Genomic DNA, 18,494 nt, shown 5'->3' with positions numbered 1-18,494 from the left:
CAATTATTTTAACTGTGAATTGCTCGTCCGTCTACTGCTAAACAAGCCTCTTTAATAGCTTCTGTAAAAGTTGGGTGAGCATGAGAGCTTCTTGCAATATCTTCGGCAGATGCTCTAAATTCCATGGCAATTACAGCTTCAGCAATCATATCTGCTGCTCTTGCTCCTATCATGTGCACACCTAAAATTTCATCAGTTTCTGCATGTGCTAATACTTTTACTTGACCATCAATGTCCATACTAGCTCTTGCTCTTCCTAAAGCTCTCATAGGAAAACTTCCTGCTTTATATTTAATACCTTCTTCTTTAAGTTTTTCTTCAGTTTTTCCAACTGCTGCAACTTCTGGCCATGTATAAACAACACCTGGAATTAAGTTGTAGTCAATATGTGGTTTTTGACCTGCAATAATTTCAGCAGCCATGGTTCCTTCTTCTTCTGCTTTATGGGCTAACATTGCACCTTTTACTACATCTCCAATTGCGTAGATATTTGGAACATTGGTTTGTAAATGATTATTCGTTTCTACTTGACCTCTGTCATTAACATTTACACCAGCATTTTCTAATCCTAATTTATCTGTATACGGTCTACGGCCTACAGATACCAGACAATAGTCTCCTTCAAAAGTTATTGGATTTCCTTTTTTATCATCAGCAGTTACTACCACTTGATCTCCCTTGTTTTCAACAGAAGTAACTTTATGACTAGTGAAAAATTTAATACCTTGCTTTTTTAAAGACTTTTGTAATTCTTTAGAAAGCATACCATCCATACCCGGTACAATTTTCGGCATGTATTCTATAACAGAAACTTCAGAACCTAATCTGCTATATACTTGACCTAGTTCTAATCCGATAACACCACCACCGATAACCACTAACTTCTTTGGAATTTCTTTTAAGCTAAGAGCTTCTGTAGAAGTTATAATGCGTTCTTTATCAATGGTAATAAAAGGAAGTGAACCTGGTTTTGAACCAGTAGCAATTATGGTTTTGGCAGATTCAATAGTCTCCGTTTTATCTTTTGAAGTGATGTTGATATGAGTAGCATCTTTAAAACTTCCAAATCCTTTATAAACATCAATTTTATTTTTGTTCATTAAGAAGTCAACACCAGCGCATGTTTGCTCAACAACTTCATTTTTGCGATTAATCATCTGTGCAAAATCTACTTTCAATTCTCCAGTACCTATACCATGCTTTTCAAAGTGATTTACAGCATCGTGATAATGATGTGATGAATCTAATAAAGCTTTCGAAGGAATACATCCAACATTTAAACATGTACCTCCTAACGTATCGTATTTTTCAATAATCGCTGTTTTTAATCCTAGTTGTGCGCAACGTATCGCAGCAACATAACCACCTGGTCCTGAACCTATAACGGTTGCATCGTATTTGTTCATAGTTTCTGAAAATTTATTGGGTAACAAATGTAAGGCAAATAGTTTTATTTGGGCCTAAATATTTGTCTTTTAAGGTAGAAATATGGCTTTCATTTCATTTGTATTATCCCTCCTTTTTATTAATTAATTCTATTACTCCCATTCCTTTAGTTAAATATCTTATTAAAGATAATTGAGAAGAATAGTAAGTTTAACTTTAATTTATGAATAATTAGTATTTTTTATAGATGCGAGAAATTCTAGAAAATTACCATATATAGTATTTTTAGCCCCTAGCTTATATTTGAGATTCGTTTTTTATTTTGTTGTAAAAAAGACTTAATAATTTAAATTTCGAATCGAATTATTTACAATAGATTAACTATTAGATTCTCTTATGTTGAATCAGTCTATAAAAGACTAGATGAATGTATTTGAGATATTAGTTCGATACTTTTTAACGATATGATTTATCAGATTGAAGTAATGAAAAGAAAAATTGAATTTTCCTACGTATTTTTAGTAAATTAAAGATAAATTATGAAAGAATCAGTCATACTTCTTATTGCTTTTGTCTTTATAGGTGTTTCAGCTGTTGGTCAAACTTCTAGACAGAAAAAAGCAGATCATTTTTTTAATAATTTCGCCTTTGTAAAAGCTGTTGAGCAATATCAAAAGATGATTGATAATGAAGATAACATTCAGTACGCTCAGCGAAAATTGGGTGATGCTTATTTAATGTTACGACAACCTGAAAATGCACTGTCAATATATAAGGATGTTGTTGCTCAAGAAAATGTTCCTTCAGAGTACTATTATTACTATGCATTGGTGTTAAGGGCTACTGGAAATTATAAAGCCTCTAAAAAGTGGATAAAGCTATTTAGAGATAAAGGAAATAAAGATGATTCTAGATTAAAAGAATTCTTTAATAATGAGGATCTGGCAAGTGGTATTTTCAATAGTTATGAAAGATATACACTTCATGCAATGAATATTAATACAGAATACAATGAATATGGAGCCTTTGATTTAGGAGATAAAATAGTGTTTACTTCATCACGAGATGATGGAGTAACGACTAAAAGAATATATGCTTGGGATGAGCAGCCACATCTAGATATCTATATTACAGACAAAGAAAATGCTACAGTAGTAAACACAGCTCCTTTAGAAGGAGAAGTAAATACACCAATGTTTCACGATGGTTCTGTGAGTTTTACATCAGATGGTACAACAATGTATTTTTCCAGAAATAATCATAAAGGAAATAAAAAAATTAAAGATGATGAGGGCACCGGACAAGTGGGTATATATACAGCTACATTGAAAGAAGGTTATTGGGTAAATGTTGAGCCAATAGTTCTAAATAACCCAAATTATTTGGTATACAACCCTTCTGTAAGTGAGGATGGAAAACAGTTGTATTTTGCATCGGATATGCCAGGTGGGTATGGTGGCACAGATATATATTTAGCTACTGTTAATGAAGATGGTAGTATTAGAGAAGCAGAAAACTTAGGGCCAATTGTAAATTCTGAAGGAAATGAAAGCTTTCCTTTTATTCATTCTGATGGAGTATTGTATTTTTCATCTGATGGACATGTTGGTATGGGGTTATTAGATGTGTTTGCAACGGTGAAAGATGAAAACGGAGTGTTTTTGAATGTGATTAATTTAGGTGCACCTATAAATAGTAAAAAAGATGATTTTGGTTACTTTTTAGATACAGAAGGTTTTAAAGGCTATATTTCTTCGAATAGATTTGGCGGTATTGGTAACGACGATATTTATAGGTTTAATAGAATCCCTCCTTTAAGGTTAAAAGGACATATATTTGATAATGCAAATGATAATCCCATTGCAAGAGCGAAAGTTATTTTAAAAAGAAAGAACGGTGAAGAGTTAGCTTACTTTATAACAGAAGAGGACGGAAGTTATGAGCATTTAATACCGCGAGATGAGAACTTTATTTTAGAAGGAGCTAAAGAGAAATATACCAGTATGACTAAAGAGTTCAATTCACATGGTATTGATGAGCAGAAAGAAATTATAGTTGATCTAAACATTGGATTAGCTCCAATTGAAAATGTTGAGTTATTGGCAAATTTAGAGACGATATATTTTGATTTAGATAAGTCTTTCATTAGGCCAGATGCAGCAAAAGAGTTAGATAAAGTTGTTGCTTTAATGCAAAAATATCCGGATATGGTAATTAGACTTGAGTCACATACTGATAGTAGGGCTTCAGACGTTTATAATTTAACACTCTCTCAAAATAGAGCAAGATTAACCTATAAATACATTGTTGAACAAGGCGTTTCAAAAGATCGAATTACCAAATACGAAGGTTTGGGAGAGTCTAATTTAGTAAATAATTGCACCGATGGGGTAAAGTGTTCTGAAGAGGAGCATCAATTAAATAGAAGAACTGAATTTATTATTTTGAAAATGAAATAATGTAGCAATTGCTAAACGGCTCAAGCTATTCGTTGTTGTGGGGACAATAAGATTCTTGAGTTAGCAATTGTTTAGCAGTCGCACGTGATGACTTTAAAATTATTGTTGTGGGGACTAGAATTTTAAAGTGTGTGACTGCTTTTTTATATCAATAAAGCATGCTACGCTCAAAGAGGAGGCATGTTATTTTTTTATAAAATATGTGTAGAATAATTCTGGTTGAATTCGTTTTAGTCGACTGCAATTTCCATATCTGTATGATTTAGATTTTAAGATTTGAATAAGAAACATTTGAAGTGTCAGACTTTTAATGTTCATTTATTGAAGCCAAATATTAATCATTCGGATTTGTAATCGAGTAGAAATAAATTACAATTAAGAATAAAACTTTGTTAACTTCAGTTAATATGGATGAGAAAAGCTAGAAAACTTAGAATAAACCTAGTCGCAACTTTTGTGTAAAATGCTTACTGTGGGAATAATCATTTTACCTGTTACGACTGATTTATCCTTTCCTACTAAAATGTATTTTAAAAGTCTTACGTTTTCTAATTAATAAAAAACCTATGCTTTTTTGTTCTCTTTTTAAGAGAACAGTCCCAACTCGTAATAATGAAAAAATTTTTCGGATGCTAATCGCTGTTAGACTTACCTTTTCTGGTGGAACAGGTCGAACTACTGAAGAACTCAGTAAAAAAGCGTTAGGTTTGGTTAAAATTAATTCCATTTTTGTGGGGAATTGTGGGGTTTTGAAATAATTTTACACTACAATAGTAAGGTATTTATATTTCTCCTCCAAATTTTATTTGAAAAAACATACCATTTATTGTTAAAAACATGCATTTTGTTAATTTAAGAGGACGGTTAGTTTAATTGTAAATGAATGTGATCATCGTGTCTAACTGCTTGACAGCCATGAAATTTCAGCTTGTTTGAGTCAATTGAGAGTTGATTAATGAGGTGGGGTTCAATGAAAACCTTTTTAACACTTTGTTGTTTTAAAATAGAAATAATTAGATCTCGTGTCGCCATTCTATTGAACTCCACAGTCGTATTTTTTGGGCCAGTGAGGTATTTGGTGAAGTCATATTGCCGGAACCCTTTTCGCTTGCATAGTTCTGTCATTTGTACTTCTTTAGAATTTGGCTCTTCAAAAATACCGTAACCAGTATAGCTTCGTTTTTTAGTCGTAAGTTGACCATTTTTATCGGTGTAGATAAAGCTTAAATCAATTTTATCTCCATCATTATGCGAAAGATGAGGTAGTAAAGGGAAACCTTTAATAAAAGGGAAACAAGCGTCTAGGTAAACTATTTGGATTTTATATTTAGAATTAAATTCTTTACTTATGTTTTTTAGCGTTTGATTAAGTTCGATAGATGTATAATTGCGAAAAAATAGTGGATACCAAAAATTAACTGGAATTATGTTTTCGGTTTTAGTTCTAGGCAACGGAACTCTACCAAATTTTTTTGCAATAATTGGAACAAATAGAAAGTTGGCCACTAAATAAATTATTACGAAAACATATCGGAGTTTTAGTTTCCAAAAATGTCTAATGATGAGAGCAACTACCCATAGTATTCCGCCAACTTGGGTAAGTATAGTAAGAAAAGTAAATATTAAAAAGTGAACTAAAAAAGTAAAGACGCGCATTACCAAAAAACGCGAATCATTTACAATTTATTTTAAAAGTCCTGCTCTTTTTAACAAAGCTTCATTAGAAGGTTTTTTACCTCTAAAGGCAACATATAAATCCATTGGCTTTTGGGTGCCTCCTTGTGATAGAACATGCGTCTTAAATTTATTGGCAACCTCTTTATTAAAAATACCTTCTGATTTAAAGAATTCAAACGCATCTGCATCTAATACTTCTGCCCATTTGTAAGAATAGTAACCAGAAGAATAGCCACCTTGAAAAATATGAGAAAAGGCAGTACTCATACAGTTTTCAGCTACATCTGGATAGAGAGAAGTATTTTTAAATGCCTTATTTTCATATGCTTTTACATCTGTTATTTCCGAGGGATTAACACCATGCCAATTCATATCTAAAATACCAAAACTCAATTGACGCATTGTCGCTAATCCTTCTAGAAAGCTAGAGGCATCTTTAATTTTTTTAACCAATTCCATCGGGATTGTTTCATTAGTTTCAAAGTGCTTTGCAAAGAGACTTAGCGCTTCTTTTTCATAACACCAATTCTCTAATATTTGACTCGGTAATTCAACAAAGTCCCAACGCACACTTGTACCAGACATACTTGGATAAACTGTGTCAGCTAACATACCGTGCAATGCATGACCAAATTCGTGAAATAAGGTGGTAACCTCATTAAATGTTAGTAATGATGGTTTAGATTCAGTAGGTTTTGTAAAGTTGCATACAATTGAAATATGTGGTCTGGAGTTCTCTCCATTACACTTCCATTGATCTTTAAACGAAGTCATCCATGCACCATTTCTTTTACCTTCTCTAGGAAAAAAATCTGCATAAAAAATAGCAACCAGTTCATCATTTTCATTAGTTACTCTATACGTCTTTACATCCTCATGATACGTGTCTATTTCAGAAATAGGTTCAAAGTTTAAATCAAAAAGTTTATTCGCAACTTCAAAGACACCATTTAAAACATTCTCTAGCTTGAAATATGGCTTTAATTGCTCTTCATCAAAATTGAATTTTTGCTTCTTTAATTTTTCAGAATAGTAAGCGCCGTCCCATTTTTGTAGAACCTCAATTCCATCTTTTTTTGCCAATTCTTCAACCTCCGAAAACTCTTCTTGAGCAGCTGGTTTTGCTTTTTCTAAAAGATCATTTAAAAATTCAGTTACCACCTGGGGCGACTCTGCCATACGTTCTTCTAACACAAAATCAGCATGCGTTTTATAACCTAATAATTGCGCTCTTTCAAATCGGAGTTGCGCAATTTTTAATACAGTTTCTTTATTGTCATTGCCATCACCTTTAAACCCTTTAGCGCCAAATGCCTTTGATAATTCTTCTCTAAGTTTTCTATTATCTGCATAAGTCATAAAAGGCACATAGCTTGGATAGTCAAGTGTAAATACCCATCCATCTTTATTGCGTTGTTTAGCCGTTAAAGCTGCAGCTTCTTTGGTTCCCTCAGGTAAACCAGCTAAATCATTTTCATCTGTAAGATGCAGTTCAAAAGCATTGGTATCTGCCAACACATGCTCTCCAAATTTTAAAGATAATGTAGATAATTCAGTATCTATTTTTCTCAGATTCGCTTTTTCATCCTCATTTAAATTTGCACCATTACGTACAAACATTTTGTATTGATTGCTCAATAACATGGTTTGTTCAGGATTTAGATTTAGTTCAGACTGAGCATCAAAGATTACTTTTACTCTTTTGAATAAATCTTCATTCAAACGAATGTCATTTCCAAACTCAGCAAGTAAAGGTGAAACTTCTTGCGCTATTTTTTGAATTTCAGAATTGGTTTCAGCAGAATTCAAATTGAAAAAAATACTACTAATGCGTTTCAATTGCATTCCTGCAAATTCTAACGCTTCAACGGTGTTTTCAAAAGTAGGTTCACTTTTATTTGATGTTATTTCATCAATCTCTTTTTTTGCATTTGCAATTGCTTTAACAAAAGCAGGTTGAAAATGCTCGTCTTTAATTTGAGAGAAAGGAGCAGAAGTGAATGGAGTATTAAAATCTTGTAATAGCGGATTCATAAAAGTAGGATGAATTAATAGCGTTATATCTATTTTTTAAGTTCTTCTGAGGCTTTAATTACTTTAGTTTTTAAACTTTCTTTGTAAACCAAAATTTTATCTAAAACACATTTATCAGCTGCTCCTATAATTTGAGCGGCTAAAATACCAGCATTAGTGGCACCATCAAGTGCAACAGTTGCAACAGGAACTCCTGATGGCATTTGTAAGATAGATAGCACAGAATCCCATCCATCAATTGAATTTCTCGATTTTACAGGAACACCAATTACAGGTAATGGGCTCATAGAAGCCACCATACCTGGTAAGTGAGCAGCCCCACCTGCTCCAGCAATAATAACAGAGATACCTCTTTCATGTGCATTTTTTGCATAGTCAAAAAGTTTTTCTGGTGTTCTGTGTGCCGATACAATATCAACCTCTGTTTGAATATCGAATCCAGCTAATATATCAATAGCTCCTTGCATAACAGGTAAGTCTGAATTACTTCCCATTATGATACCTACTTTACCCATAATCTAAATTTTAATTATTATGATTTGCTAATTACTTTAATTGTTTGTTTTACGGTGGCTGCCAATTTTCTAGCTTCATTTACATCAGGGTGTATAATTGTAACATGTCCCATTTTTCTGAAAGGCCTTGTTTGTTTTTTACCGTAAATATGTGGAGTAACTCCTGGTTTACTTAAAATAGCATCCATCCCTTCGTATACAACTTCTCCTGTATGACCTTCAGCTCCAACTAGATTAACCATAACTCCTGCAACCTTACTAGCTGTGTCGCCTAAAGGTAAATTTAATACGGCTCTAACATGCTGTTCAAACTGACTTGTGTTAGAAGCTTCAATGCTATAATGTCCGCTATTGTGCGTGCGAGGCGCTACCTCATTCACCAATATTTCATTATCTTGTGTTTGAAACATTTCTACGGCTAATAGTCCAACAAAATCAAATGCCTCTGCAACAGATAATGCAACCTTCGTTGCTTTTTCTGCAACACTATCTTCAATTCTAGCAGGACAAATCACATACTCTACTTGATTTGCTTCTGGATGAAATTCCATTTCTACCACAGGGTAGGTTTTTATGTTTCCGTTAGCATTTCTTGCTACGATAACTGCTAATTCATTTTTAAAAGGAACTAACGCTTCTGCAATACATTCTGTGTCAGCTAAGTTTTGTAAATCACTTTCTGACTTTACAATTTTAACTCCCATGCCATCATAACCAAATTGAGCACTCTTCCAAACAAAAGGAATGCTTACCATTCCATCTGAAACAGCCGATTTTAATGCTTCAACAGTTTCAAATCTTTGAAATGGAGAAGTTGGAATATTATTACTGTCAAAAAATGCTTTTTGTGTAGCCTTATTTTGAATAGTTCTTAAAATAGAAGGTTTTGGATAAACCGTTAATCCTTCATTTTCTAATTTTTCTAAAGCGTCAACATTTACACCTTCAATTTCAATGGTTAGTAAATCAACCTTTTTACCAAAGGCATAAACATCTTCAAAATTCATTAAATCTCCTTGATGGAATTCGTGGCATATTTTAGCACAAGGTGCATCTGCAGCCTTGTCTAAAACGGCGGTATGAATATCAAATTTTTGTGTTTCTGTAAGTAGCATTTTACCGAGTTGACCACCTCCTAAAACACCTAATTTAAAGTCTGAAGAATAATAATTGCTCACGTACAAAGTTTCGCACAAAAATAGGGATTTCCGATTTTTTTAGAAAGAAATAATTGGTTGAACTTAAAAGTTAGAAACATCCAAAATATTGTTGTTTACTTGCGTAACTCTAAATTCGCAAACCGCAACTGTTACCCCTTCAGTTTGAGGGGTTCCATCCAAAATACTGAATTCACTATCATCGCAAGGGCACACCATTTTAATGTCGTTTTCAACAATCATTTGTTGCGTACAATTATTATTGATTGGGCATTCTCTACTGAATGCTTTGTACGATGTACCTGCATTGTATAAAATTATTCCATACGGTCCTCCAGCAGAATAGGCCCAACCACCTGGTGTAAGTAAATTTGAAAATTGCGGATTTACCAAATTAACTGTTACGTTGTTTATGATGTCGCAATTCTGAAAGGAATCGTCGTTATCACAAGAAAACAGGCTGATTGCACAGAAGATAAGAAGGTTTTTTTTCATGTTAAATTTGAAATGGTGCCTTTAAAACGTGCGTAATTTACAAATATTTTATACATTTGTAATAAGTCTCAAGCCGTTATGGTATTGAGATTTTTTAGTTAAAAATGAAGCGTTATGAGTGAAATTTCTTATTACACCCCAGAAGGATTCCAAAAATTAAAGGAAGAGTTAGAGTATTTGGAAAATGTTGAGCGCCCAAGAGTATCACAAGAAATTGCTGATGCAAGGGATAAAGGTGATTTAAGTGAGAATGCAGAATACCATGCTGCGAAAGAAGAGCAGTCTTTATTAGAGTTAAAAATTGCGAAACTTAAGAATGTATTTTCTAAAGCCAGAATAATAGATGAATCTAAATTAGATACATCTAAAATATTAGTATTGTCTAAAGTAAAGATAAAGAATGTTGCCAATGGTATGGAGTTTAATTATACGTTGGTGGCTGATTCTGAATCTGATTTAAAGCAAGGGAAAATATCTGTTAATTCACCAATAGGTAAAGGTTTACTTGGTAAAAGTCAAGGCGAAATTGCAGAGATACAAGTGCCTAATGGAGTTATGAAATTTGAAATAATTGAAATTTCTCGCTAATGGCATCTATATTCACAAAAATTATAAATGGCGAAATACCTTGTTATAAGGTGGCAGAAAACGATGATTTCTTTGCTTTTTTGGATATCAATCCAAATGCAGCTGGACATACATTAGTTGTACCTAAAAAAGAGATGAACAAAATTTTTGATTTAGATGAAGCTACTTATAATGGACTAATGTCTTTTGCAAGAGAAATAGCTTTGGCAATGAGACAAGTTATTCCATGTGAGCGAATCGGTATGACTGTTATTGGCCTGGAGGTACCGCATGTACATGTACATTTAATTCCATTACAATCAATGGAAGACATTCGATTTACAAAAAAGGAACAACTAAGTCAAGATAAGTTTAAAGCAATAGCTTCTAAAATAGCTGAAGCATTATAAGATGGAGCTGTTGATTTCTATATCAACAAGCTCCCAAACTTTTTCAAACTTTTCCTTTACCATTTCAGCTTCGTTCATCTTGTTTTGACCAATCAAACTATGATGAAGCCCTATTAATGACCATCCATTATCACGATAATATTCGAGATCTTGAAAATAAATACTTTCAGCTTTTTGGTACTTTTTGGCTTTTAATAAATAAAATCCTAACGTTTGCCTTGTAGGTATATACCAAACAGTAGGTTCATCATAAGGTAATTGGTCTTCAAATGCAACAGCACTTTCAAAATGCGAAATAGCCTTGTCAAGATTTCTTTCAGTCGCAGCTATTTCCCCAGCTAATATTTCCATCGCAACCTTAGCCACAGTTTCTATTCTATCATCATCGTTAGAACTATCTCTATTATGAATTGATTCTAGTTCTTCTTTGGCTTGTATAATATTGTTTTTTCCAACGCTGCTTTTGCCTCTGGAATATTTGGTGAAGGATTCCCTTGCTTATCCCAATAATCCCATGGTACTGTATTCATAATAGATGCCGCGTATAGTGTAAGAATGTCTACATCGTTTGGATATAGTTTAATAACTTTAGTCATAGCCTACATATATGCTTTGTTTAATTCTTTTACATCAGTAGAATCATTGCTATACCTATATGTTAATGCTTTAATTAATGCTTGTTCTTTCTTAGTTGAATTCACAGCGAGTTTAAAAGCTTTTTGAACAGCTGCGTAAGATTTGTTTCTTCGTTCTTCATCTGGAAATTGGTCATTAATATTTGGTCCTAGAGCATATGCTTGACCCCAATATCCCATGGTCATATTGTTATCTTATCTCGTGGCTTCCAAAAATGCACGATGCGCCTTAGAATGATTAAAGGCATAGGTTAAATTTAGTCCTTGATTAAAAAATTCTTGTGCTCTTTTTTTTGAAGAGCTTATACTGTATGAGTGATTGCCTAAATCGTTAAATAGTGGCGCAATTTGTTTAGTGCTATCTATTGGATCTAATAAAAATTTAGTTGAAGTACATTTGATAAAACTTGCAGCGGCAATTTCTTTTGGCTTTTGCGGTTTTTGAGAATGATTAATTAAATATATTGATACAATTAAAGGTGTGCACAAGAGAACGAGTAATTTTTGTTTCTGAGACATGTCACACAAATTTTGAGTTTGATGAGTAAGGAGGGATGTCTCGAAATTACAAAAAAATACTGTAAATCAGCTACTTAATAGATTTGTTTAATAGGATACTAAATGTTGTTCCTTTACCTATTTCTGATTTTTGAACGGTAATTTTTCCTTTGTGGTAAACTTCAATTATTCTTTTTGATAATGATAGTCCCAAGCCCCAACCTCTCTTTTTGGTTGTAAAACCAGGAGTAAAAATCTTAGTGTATTGCGATTTTGGAATACCTTTTCCTGTATCGCTAATCAATATTTGAATATGTTTTAGATGAGTTCCAATTTTAATGGTTACAGTGCCTTTACCTTGCATTGCGTCAATTGCATTTTTCACTAAATTTTCGAGTACCCAACCAAAAAGCTGTTCGCTAATTTCTGATTCATAATTCGGATTGTCTGTTTCGAAAACAAACTTTATTTGTTTAGAACTTCTTGCCTTTAAATAGGAAAAAGCATTTTTCGTAACATCTACTACATTAGAAATTTCTAGTTTAGGAATGGAACCAATTTTTGAAAAACGATCTGCAATTACATTTAAGCGAGTTACATCTTTTTCTATTTCTACTATGGTTTCTTCAGGAACATTTTCCATTCGTAAAATTTCGATCCAACCTAAAAGAGAAGACAAAGGCGTTCCTATTTGATGAGCGGTTTCTTTCGCCATACCTGTCCAAAGTTTGTTTTGATCTGCAATTCTAGATGATTTAAAGAATAAAAAAATCACACTTGAAAATAGAATTAAAATTAAAACAAGAGCTAAAGGATAATATTTCAATTTGTCGAGTAAATCAGAATTTTTGTAATATATAAACTGCTGAATGTTTACCCCTTCTACTTTATAACTCACATCTATTGGAGGGTTTTGGCTTCTCATAATTTCTAATTGTTTACGAAGCGCCAAACGATCTTTAATTTCTATATCACCATAAGAAAGTGTATCTACAATTTTTAGGTTGCTCCATAAAGTAATCTGATCGTTACCATCTGTAATAATCATTGGTATAGTATTGTTGCTACCTTGGATAAAGCGTTCGAGTTCTACATCTGCATTCAAGTCTACTTTACCAAAACGCTCATAAGTTTTACCTAATATTTCCATTTTTAAGCGTTCTTCTTCCTTAAATTTTTGGAAAAATATATAGGTGTTCCAAAGTATAAGAGAAACTATGCCAAAAGAGGCAAGAATAGAAATGAATCGAGTGATTTGGGTATTTTTAAGGGCAGCCATTTACACAAATATACTATTAATAATGAGTTGCTTTTATCTGCAAACGAGAAAGCTGCTTTATTGGTATAAAATTGGTTAAAAGTTTTGGTAAACTGTTAATAACTCAACACAGAAAAACAGGTTTTAATATGTACATTTGTAGCTACTAAAATTAAAAGAATGGAAGTTACAGGAAAGATTAAAATAATTAATGAAACTCAAACGTTTGGAGCTAGTGGTTTTAGAAAAAGAGAATTGGTTCTTACTACAGATGAGCAATATCCGCAAATGTTATTGATTGAGTTTGTACAAGATAAATGTGACATCTTAAACAATTTTCAAGTTGGGCAAGATGTGAAAATTGCTATCAATTTAAGAGGTAGAGAGTGGGTAAACCCAGAAGGTGTTGCTAAATACTTTAACTCTATTCAAGGTTGGAGAATTGAAACATTACAGCCAGCATCTGCAGGTGGAGAGATGCCTCCAATGGAGCAAATGCCAGCTTCAGAATTCTCTTCTGATGAGCCAGATGATTTACCATTCTAACTGGTAAAGATAATATAAAGTAAAGCGCGTCATATTGATGCGTTTTTTTATTTTTATTCTATGCATATATTGTCTGCAGATATAAAATTTCCTCCAGTGTCAAAGGCCAATGAATATGGTATGCTAGCCATTGGTGGAGATTTGTCTATTGAGCGTTTAAAATTGGCATACAATAGTGGGATTTTTCCATGGTATTCTGAAGGAGAACCAATTGTTTGGTACAGTCCATTGGAGCGTATGGTGTTGTTTCCTGATGAACTGAACGTTAGTAAGAGTATGCGTAAAGTTTTGAGAGATGGCGGTTTTGAGGTAACGGTTAATAAAGCTTTTGATGAGGTGATTCGTAATTGTAAGTACATATCAAGAAAAGATGAATTTGGGACTTGGATTACAGATGAAATGCAAGAAGCTTACATCGATTTAAACAGGTTGGGTATGGCTAAATCTATAGAAGTATGGCAGCACAAAGAACTTGTTGGTGGATTGTACGGTGTAGAAGTAGGTACGGTTTTTTGTGGAGAAAGTATGTTTAGTAAAGTGAGTAATGCTTCTAAGGTGGCCTTTATTTATTTAGTGCAACAGCACAATTATGAATTAATAGATTGTCAGATTTATAATGACCACCTTGCTAGTTTGGGCGCTAGAGAAATTGATAGAGAAGAGTTTATGGCTCACTTAAATAAGGGAGATTTTTAGGTTTTTAAAACCAACCTTTCAACAGTTTCTATATCTTTACGGCTTCATAAAATTTTGATTGTAAAATGGACATTCAAGGAGCACAATTAGCAGTAGATAATTGGATTAAAGAGCATGGTGTTCGTTATTTTAACGAACTGACCAACATGGCCCAATTAACAGAAGAAGTTGGCGAGGTAGCTCGAATTATCGCACGTAGATATGGTGAGCAAAGCGAGAAAGAATCTGATAAAAACAAAGACCTTGGTGAAGAATTAGCCGATGTTTTATTTGTAGTGCTTTGTTTGGCCAATCAAACAGGTGTAAATCTGCAAGAGTCCTTCGATAAAAAGTTGGATATCAAAACCAAACGCGATCATGATCGTCATCATAACAATCAAAAATTAAAGTAAATAGATATGTCGTCTAATCCTTATAAAAATGCTTCATTTTTTAAATTAGCCTTGCGCTTTTTACTCGTGTTCTTTATTGCTGTAAGTATATTAAGAATATTTATTGGTGTTTTTAAATTTGATGGAATAGGAGGTATGATAGATACTTATTTTGCAAACGACAATTGGAAACAATTTCTAACCTTACAGGGCGCATTGGCCTTGTTATACGGTTTATTTTTAGCAGGATACTATAAATTTATTAAGAAATAATGGCTAATAAAACGCTAACACAATATTCAAAGTCTTTATCAGGTAATATTCAAATTACGGGGTCTAAAAGTGAATCGAATAGGTTATTAATCCTACGGCAATTCTTCCCTAATTTGACAATTGAAAATCTAGGGAATTCAGACGATGCCCAATTAATGCAAAAGGCACTTGGTTCTGACGCTCTCGAGATTGATATTCATCATGCAGGTACTGCCATGCGCTTTTTAACTGCGTATTATGCGGTAGCTGAAGGTAGAGAAACCATACTTACAGGTTCTAAAAGAATGAAAGAGCGCCCGATTAAATTATTGGTTGACGCCTTACGTTCTTTAGGCGCGGATATTGAATATTTAAGTAATGAAGGATATCCACCTTTAAAAATTAAGGGTAAAAAGTTAGAAGATTATAAAGTTACGATTGATGGCGGTGTTAGTAGTCAATATATATCGGCTTTATTATTAATTGCTCCAAGTTTAGAAAATGGTATTGAAATTACATTTGAAGGTAAGGTAACTTCAATTCCTTATATCAACATGACATTGGGTTTACTAACTGAATTAGGGATTGAAAATAGTTGGGAAGGCAATACGGTAAAAGTAAGCCCCACACCTACAATTGCAGATACTACAACAACAGTAGAATCAGATTGGAGTTCAGCTTCATATTTCTATAGTCTTGCGGCTTTAAGTGAAGGAGCAGAGATTACTATTAATTCTTATAAAGAAAAAAGCTTACAAGGAGATTCTTCTTTAGTTACTTTGTACAAGGAATTAGGTGTTTCTTCTGAGTTTAAAGGTACCTCATTAACACTAAAAAAAGAATTGCCAATTAAAAGTCATATCGATTTTGACTTGAGTTCTTCGCCAGATATTGCACAAACAATTGCTGTTACTTGTTTTGGATTGGGTGTTTCTTGTGACCTAACAGGATTACATACTTTAAAGATTAAAGAAACAGACCGATTGGAGGCTTTAAAAAGTGAGCTTACAAAGTTAGGAGCTGACATTTCTGTGACGGATAAAAGTTTGCATTTAAAAGCTTCGAACAGTATTAATTCGAATCAAATCATCAAAACATTTGATGACCATAGAATGGCAATGGCTTTTGCCCCATTGTTGTTAAAAACACAGTTAATCATTGAAGACGCTGAAGTGGTGTCTAAATCTTATCCAGATTTCTGGACGGACATAGCGTATTTAACCAAATAGAAACGATCGTTTCTATTTTTTAAGTTTAGGTTGAAAATAAAAAACTTTTCGGCGAAACACTTGACAACGCCTATAGCGATGTTGTATATTTGCACCCGGTAAAAAAATACTTGAAACACATATGAAATTATCACAATTCAATTTTGAACTTCCACCAGAATTATTGGCAGAATACCCAGCAGAGCACAGAGATGAATCTCGCTTAATGGTATTAAACAGAAAAGATCAAACTATTGAGCACAAGATGTTCAAAGACATGATTGATTATTTTGATGAAGGAGATGTGATGGTATTAAATAATACCAAAGTTTTTCCTGCTAGAATGTATGGAGAGAAAGAAAAAACTGGTGCAAGAATTGAAGTGTTTTTATTACGTGAGTTAAATGCAGAACAACGTCTTTGGGATGTTCTTGTTGATCCAGCACGTAAGATTAGAATCGGGAACAAATTGTTTTTTGGAGATGACGAGAGTTTGGTAGCAGAGGTTATTGACAATACAACTTCTAGAGGTCGTACCTTAAGATTTTTATTTGATGGTTCGTACGAAGAGTTTAGAAAACGATTGAATGATGAAGGAGAAACGCCATTACCAAAATATATCAAACGTGCAGCTGAGCCATCTGATATAGAGCGTTACCAAACAATTTATGCAGAGCACGAAGGTTCTGTTGCAGCGCCAACTGCAGGTTTACACTTTTCTAAGCATTTATTAAAGCGTTTAGAAATTAAAGGTGTTGATTTTGCGAATGTAACTTTACACGTTGGTTTAGGAACTTTTAATCCTGTGGAGGTTGAAGATTTATCAAAACACAAAATGGATTCTGAGCAAATCATTATTCCTCAAGCGGCGGTTGATACTGTTAATAACGCACTTGATGCGAAACGTAAAGTGTGTGCTGTTGGTACTACAGCTATGCGTACCCTAGAAAGTTCTGTTTCTACAGCTAGTAGATTGAATCCGTATGAAGGGTGGACAAACAAATTTATTTTCCCTCCGTATGATTTTGGTATCGCTAATTGTATGATTACCAATTTCCATATGCCAAAGTCTACTTTATTAATGATGACTTCTGCTTTTGCTGGTCACGATTTAATGATGGAGGCTTACGATCAAGCCGTAAAAGAAGGATACCGTTTCTATTCTTATGGAGATGCTATGTTGATTCTTTAAGAATCGCAGTTTAAAATATTTGAGCTGGTATAACTTAGGTTGTACCAGCTTTTTTAATTGTACCTTTACCAAATAAATAATTTTAGATTGACTAAAAAGAAAGACATTCGTTCTTTAACTAAAGAACAATTGCGCGAATTTTTTGAAGCTCAAGGAGATAAAGCCTTTAGAGGGAACCAAGTTTACGAATGGTTGTGGCATAAAGTAGCGCATTCGTTTGAAGATATGACCAATATATCTAAGGCTACTCGTCAAATGCTTGAAGACAATTTTGTAATCAATCATATTAGTGTTGATACGATGCAACGTAGTAATGATGGTACTATTAAGAATGCTGTTAGACTGCACGATGGACTAATGGTAGAATCAGTTTTGATTCCTACACCTTCTAGAACCACCGCTTGTGTATCGAGTCAAGTAGGTTGCAGTTTAGATTGTAAATTCTGTGCAACGGCACGTTTAAAACGTATGCGTAATTTAAATCCGGATGAGATTTACGATCAAGTGGCAGCTATTAATCAAGAGAGCTTGTTGTATCACAATAGAAAATTGACCAATATCGTATTTATGGGTATGGGCGAGCCATTGATGAATTACAATAATGTTTTAAAGTCTATCGATAAAATTACCTCTCCAGAGGGATTGGGCATGTCGCCTAAGCGTATAACGCTTTCTACTTCTGGTGTTCCTAAAATGATCAAGAAACTAGCAGATGATAAAGTGAAATTCAATCTAGCAGTTTCTTTACACTCTGCAATAGATGAGGTGCGTACTCGTATTATGCCTTTTAATGAGAAATTCCCATTAGAGGATTTAAGAGAAGCGCTAGAATATTGGTATGCTAAAACCAAGCGAATGATAACTTATGAATACATTGTTTGGGCTGGAATTAATGATCGAAGAGAAGATATAGACGCATTGGTACAATATTGTAAATACGTTCCTGCAAAAGTGAACCTAATAGAATACAATCCAATTGATGATGGAGAGTTTCAACAAGCTTCAAGTAGGGCCATAGATGATTATGTGGCTATTTTAGAAATGAATGATATTGTTGTAAATGTGCGTAGAAGTAGAGGTCAAGATATTGATGCTGCTTGCGGACAGTTGGCTAATAAATCGTCTTAAAAACTCTTTT

22 protein-coding genes are annotated in these 18,494 nt (G+C 33.5%); 11 read left to right on the top strand and 11 right to left on the bottom strand.

The window, feature by feature from the left end; genetic code table 11:
* Window positions 1-8: 8 nt before the first annotated feature.
* The gene (gene lpdA, locus ACYQ5R_RS02665) at window positions 9-1,406 is read right to left on the bottom strand and encodes a dihydrolipoyl dehydrogenase (RefSeq protein WP_460189359.1); all 1,398 of its coding nucleotides are present in this window, start codon (window positions 1,404-1,406) and stop codon (window positions 9-11) included.
* Window positions 1,407-1,925: 519 nt separating this feature from the next.
* On the opposite strand from lpdA, the gene ACYQ5R_RS02660 reads away from it, so the two are divergent.
* Window positions 1,926-3,845, top strand: a complete 1,920-nt coding sequence (locus ACYQ5R_RS02660; protein ID WP_460189358.1) for an OmpA family protein — start codon at window positions 1,926-1,928, stop codon at window positions 3,843-3,845.
* An 864-nt stretch (window positions 3,846-4,709) separates the two neighbouring features.
* Here ACYQ5R_RS02660 and ACYQ5R_RS02655 read toward each other — a convergent pair.
* The 5 genes from ACYQ5R_RS02655 to ACYQ5R_RS02635 all read right to left on the bottom strand — a co-directional run bounded on the left by ACYQ5R_RS02655 (window position 4,710) and on the right by ACYQ5R_RS02635 (window position 9,723).
* Window positions 4,710-5,351 (bottom strand): hypothetical protein, encoded by a 642-nt coding sequence (locus ACYQ5R_RS02655; protein WP_460189357.1) that lies wholly within the window; start codon window positions 5,349-5,351, stop codon window positions 4,710-4,712.
* Between the two features lie 177 nt (window positions 5,352-5,528).
* The gene (locus ACYQ5R_RS02650; RefSeq protein WP_460189356.1) at window positions 5,529-7,556 is read right to left on the bottom strand and encodes a M3 family metallopeptidase; all 2,028 of its coding nucleotides are present in this window, start codon (window positions 7,554-7,556) and stop codon (window positions 5,529-5,531) included.
* 29 nt (window positions 7,557-7,585) lie between these two features.
* Window positions 7,586-8,071: a 5-(carboxyamino)imidazole ribonucleotide mutase gene (gene purE, locus ACYQ5R_RS02645; protein WP_460189355.1), complete on the bottom strand. Its 486-nt coding sequence runs from the start codon at window positions 8,069-8,071 to the stop codon at window positions 7,586-7,588.
* 17 nt (window positions 8,072-8,088) lie between these two features.
* The gene (locus ACYQ5R_RS02640) at window positions 8,089-9,249 is read right to left on the bottom strand and encodes a 5-(carboxyamino)imidazole ribonucleotide synthase (RefSeq protein ID WP_460189354.1); all 1,161 of its coding nucleotides are present in this window, start codon (window positions 9,247-9,249) and stop codon (window positions 8,089-8,091) included.
* Window positions 9,250-9,312: 63 nt separating this feature from the next.
* A complete protein-coding gene (locus ACYQ5R_RS02635; RefSeq protein WP_460189353.1) occupies window positions 9,313-9,723 on the bottom strand; it encodes a Rieske (2Fe-2S) protein in 411 nt (136 codons plus the stop codon).
* A gap of 114 nt (window positions 9,724-9,837) precedes the next feature.
* Between ACYQ5R_RS02635 and greA the strand changes: the two genes are divergently transcribed.
* Window positions 9,838-10,311 carry a transcription elongation factor GreA gene (gene greA / locus ACYQ5R_RS02630; protein WP_460189352.1) on the top strand — a complete coding sequence of 158 codons (474 nt, stop codon included), beginning with the start codon at window positions 9,838-9,840 and terminating at the stop codon, window positions 10,309-10,311.
* Window positions 10,311-10,700: an HIT family protein gene (locus ACYQ5R_RS02625; RefSeq protein ID WP_460189351.1), complete on the top strand. Its 390-nt coding sequence runs from the start codon at window positions 10,311-10,313 to the stop codon at window positions 10,698-10,700. The genes greA and ACYQ5R_RS02625 overlap by 1 nt, the downstream gene beginning before the upstream one ends.
* Here the strand turns inward: ACYQ5R_RS02625 and ACYQ5R_RS02620 are convergent.
* The 5 genes from ACYQ5R_RS02620 to ACYQ5R_RS02600 form a co-directional block, all read right to left on the bottom strand.
* The gene (locus ACYQ5R_RS02620; RefSeq protein WP_460189350.1) at window positions 10,695-11,066 is read right to left on the bottom strand and encodes a tetratricopeptide repeat protein; all 372 of its coding nucleotides are present in this window, start codon (window positions 11,064-11,066) and stop codon (window positions 10,695-10,697) included. The two genes, ACYQ5R_RS02625 and ACYQ5R_RS02620, sit on opposite strands and share 6 nt — an antisense overlap.
* Before the next feature lie 50 nt (window positions 11,067-11,116).
* On the bottom strand, window positions 11,117-11,296 hold the full coding sequence (locus ACYQ5R_RS02615) for a hypothetical protein (RefSeq protein ID WP_460189349.1): 180 nt from the start codon (window positions 11,294-11,296) through the stop codon (window positions 11,117-11,119).
* A gap of 3 nt (window positions 11,297-11,299) precedes the next feature.
* Window positions 11,300-11,515, bottom strand: coding sequence for a hypothetical protein (locus ACYQ5R_RS02610; RefSeq protein WP_460189348.1), 216 nt, complete (start codon window positions 11,513-11,515; stop codon window positions 11,300-11,302).
* A gap of 15 nt (window positions 11,516-11,530) precedes the next feature.
* Window positions 11,531-11,854 carry a hypothetical protein gene (locus tag ACYQ5R_RS02605; RefSeq protein ID WP_460189347.1) on the bottom strand — a complete coding sequence of 108 codons (324 nt, stop codon included), beginning with the start codon at window positions 11,852-11,854 and terminating at the stop codon, window positions 11,531-11,533.
* 70 nt (window positions 11,855-11,924) lie between these two features.
* Window positions 11,925-12,983 carry a sensor histidine kinase gene (locus tag ACYQ5R_RS02600; RefSeq protein ID WP_460189346.1) on the bottom strand — a complete coding sequence of 353 codons (1,059 nt, stop codon included), beginning with the start codon at window positions 12,981-12,983 and terminating at the stop codon, window positions 11,925-11,927.
* Between the two features lie 27 nt (window positions 12,984-13,010).
* Between ACYQ5R_RS02600 and ACYQ5R_RS02595 the strand changes: the two genes are divergently transcribed.
* From ACYQ5R_RS02595 to rlmN, 8 genes are all read left to right on the top strand, one after another.
* Complete coding sequence (locus ACYQ5R_RS02595) at window positions 13,011-13,181, top strand: hypothetical protein (RefSeq protein ID WP_460189345.1); 171 nt, start codon at window positions 13,011-13,013, stop codon at window positions 13,179-13,181.
* A gap of 90 nt (window positions 13,182-13,271) precedes the next feature.
* Window positions 13,272-13,637: a DUF3127 domain-containing protein gene (locus ACYQ5R_RS02590; RefSeq protein WP_460189344.1), complete on the top strand. Its 366-nt coding sequence runs from the start codon at window positions 13,272-13,274 to the stop codon at window positions 13,635-13,637.
* Window positions 13,638-13,697: 60 nt separating this feature from the next.
* Window positions 13,698-14,333: a leucyl/phenylalanyl-tRNA--protein transferase gene (gene aat, locus ACYQ5R_RS02585; protein ID WP_460189343.1), complete on the top strand. Its 636-nt coding sequence runs from the start codon at window positions 13,698-13,700 to the stop codon at window positions 14,331-14,333.
* A gap of 65 nt (window positions 14,334-14,398) precedes the next feature.
* On the top strand, window positions 14,399-14,725 hold the full coding sequence (locus ACYQ5R_RS02580; protein WP_460189342.1) for a nucleotide pyrophosphohydrolase: 327 nt from the start codon (window positions 14,399-14,401) through the stop codon (window positions 14,723-14,725).
* 6 nt (window positions 14,726-14,731) lie between these two features.
* A complete protein-coding gene (locus ACYQ5R_RS02575) occupies window positions 14,732-14,977 on the top strand; it encodes a hypothetical protein (protein ID WP_460189341.1) in 246 nt (81 codons plus the stop codon).
* Window positions 14,977-16,185, top strand: coding sequence for a 3-phosphoshikimate 1-carboxyvinyltransferase (locus ACYQ5R_RS02570; protein WP_460189340.1), 1,209 nt, complete (start codon window positions 14,977-14,979; stop codon window positions 16,183-16,185). Before ACYQ5R_RS02575 ends, ACYQ5R_RS02570 begins: the two co-directional genes overlap by 1 nt.
* Before the next feature lie 121 nt (window positions 16,186-16,306).
* Window positions 16,307-17,356 carry a tRNA preQ1(34) S-adenosylmethionine ribosyltransferase-isomerase QueA gene (queA, locus tag ACYQ5R_RS02565; protein WP_460189339.1) on the top strand — a complete coding sequence of 350 codons (1,050 nt, stop codon included), beginning with the start codon at window positions 16,307-16,309 and terminating at the stop codon, window positions 17,354-17,356.
* An 87-nt stretch (window positions 17,357-17,443) separates the two neighbouring features.
* On the top strand, window positions 17,444-18,484 hold the full coding sequence (gene rlmN / locus ACYQ5R_RS02560) for a dual-specificity RNA methyltransferase RlmN (protein WP_460189338.1): 1,041 nt from the start codon (window positions 17,444-17,446) through the stop codon (window positions 18,482-18,484).
* Window positions 18,485-18,494 lie beyond the last annotated feature (10 nt).

Source organism: Urechidicola sp. KH5 (assembly GCF_054661455.1).
Note: the sequence above shows the minus strand (reverse complement) of the source record. Positions and strands in the feature narration are given on the sequence as shown.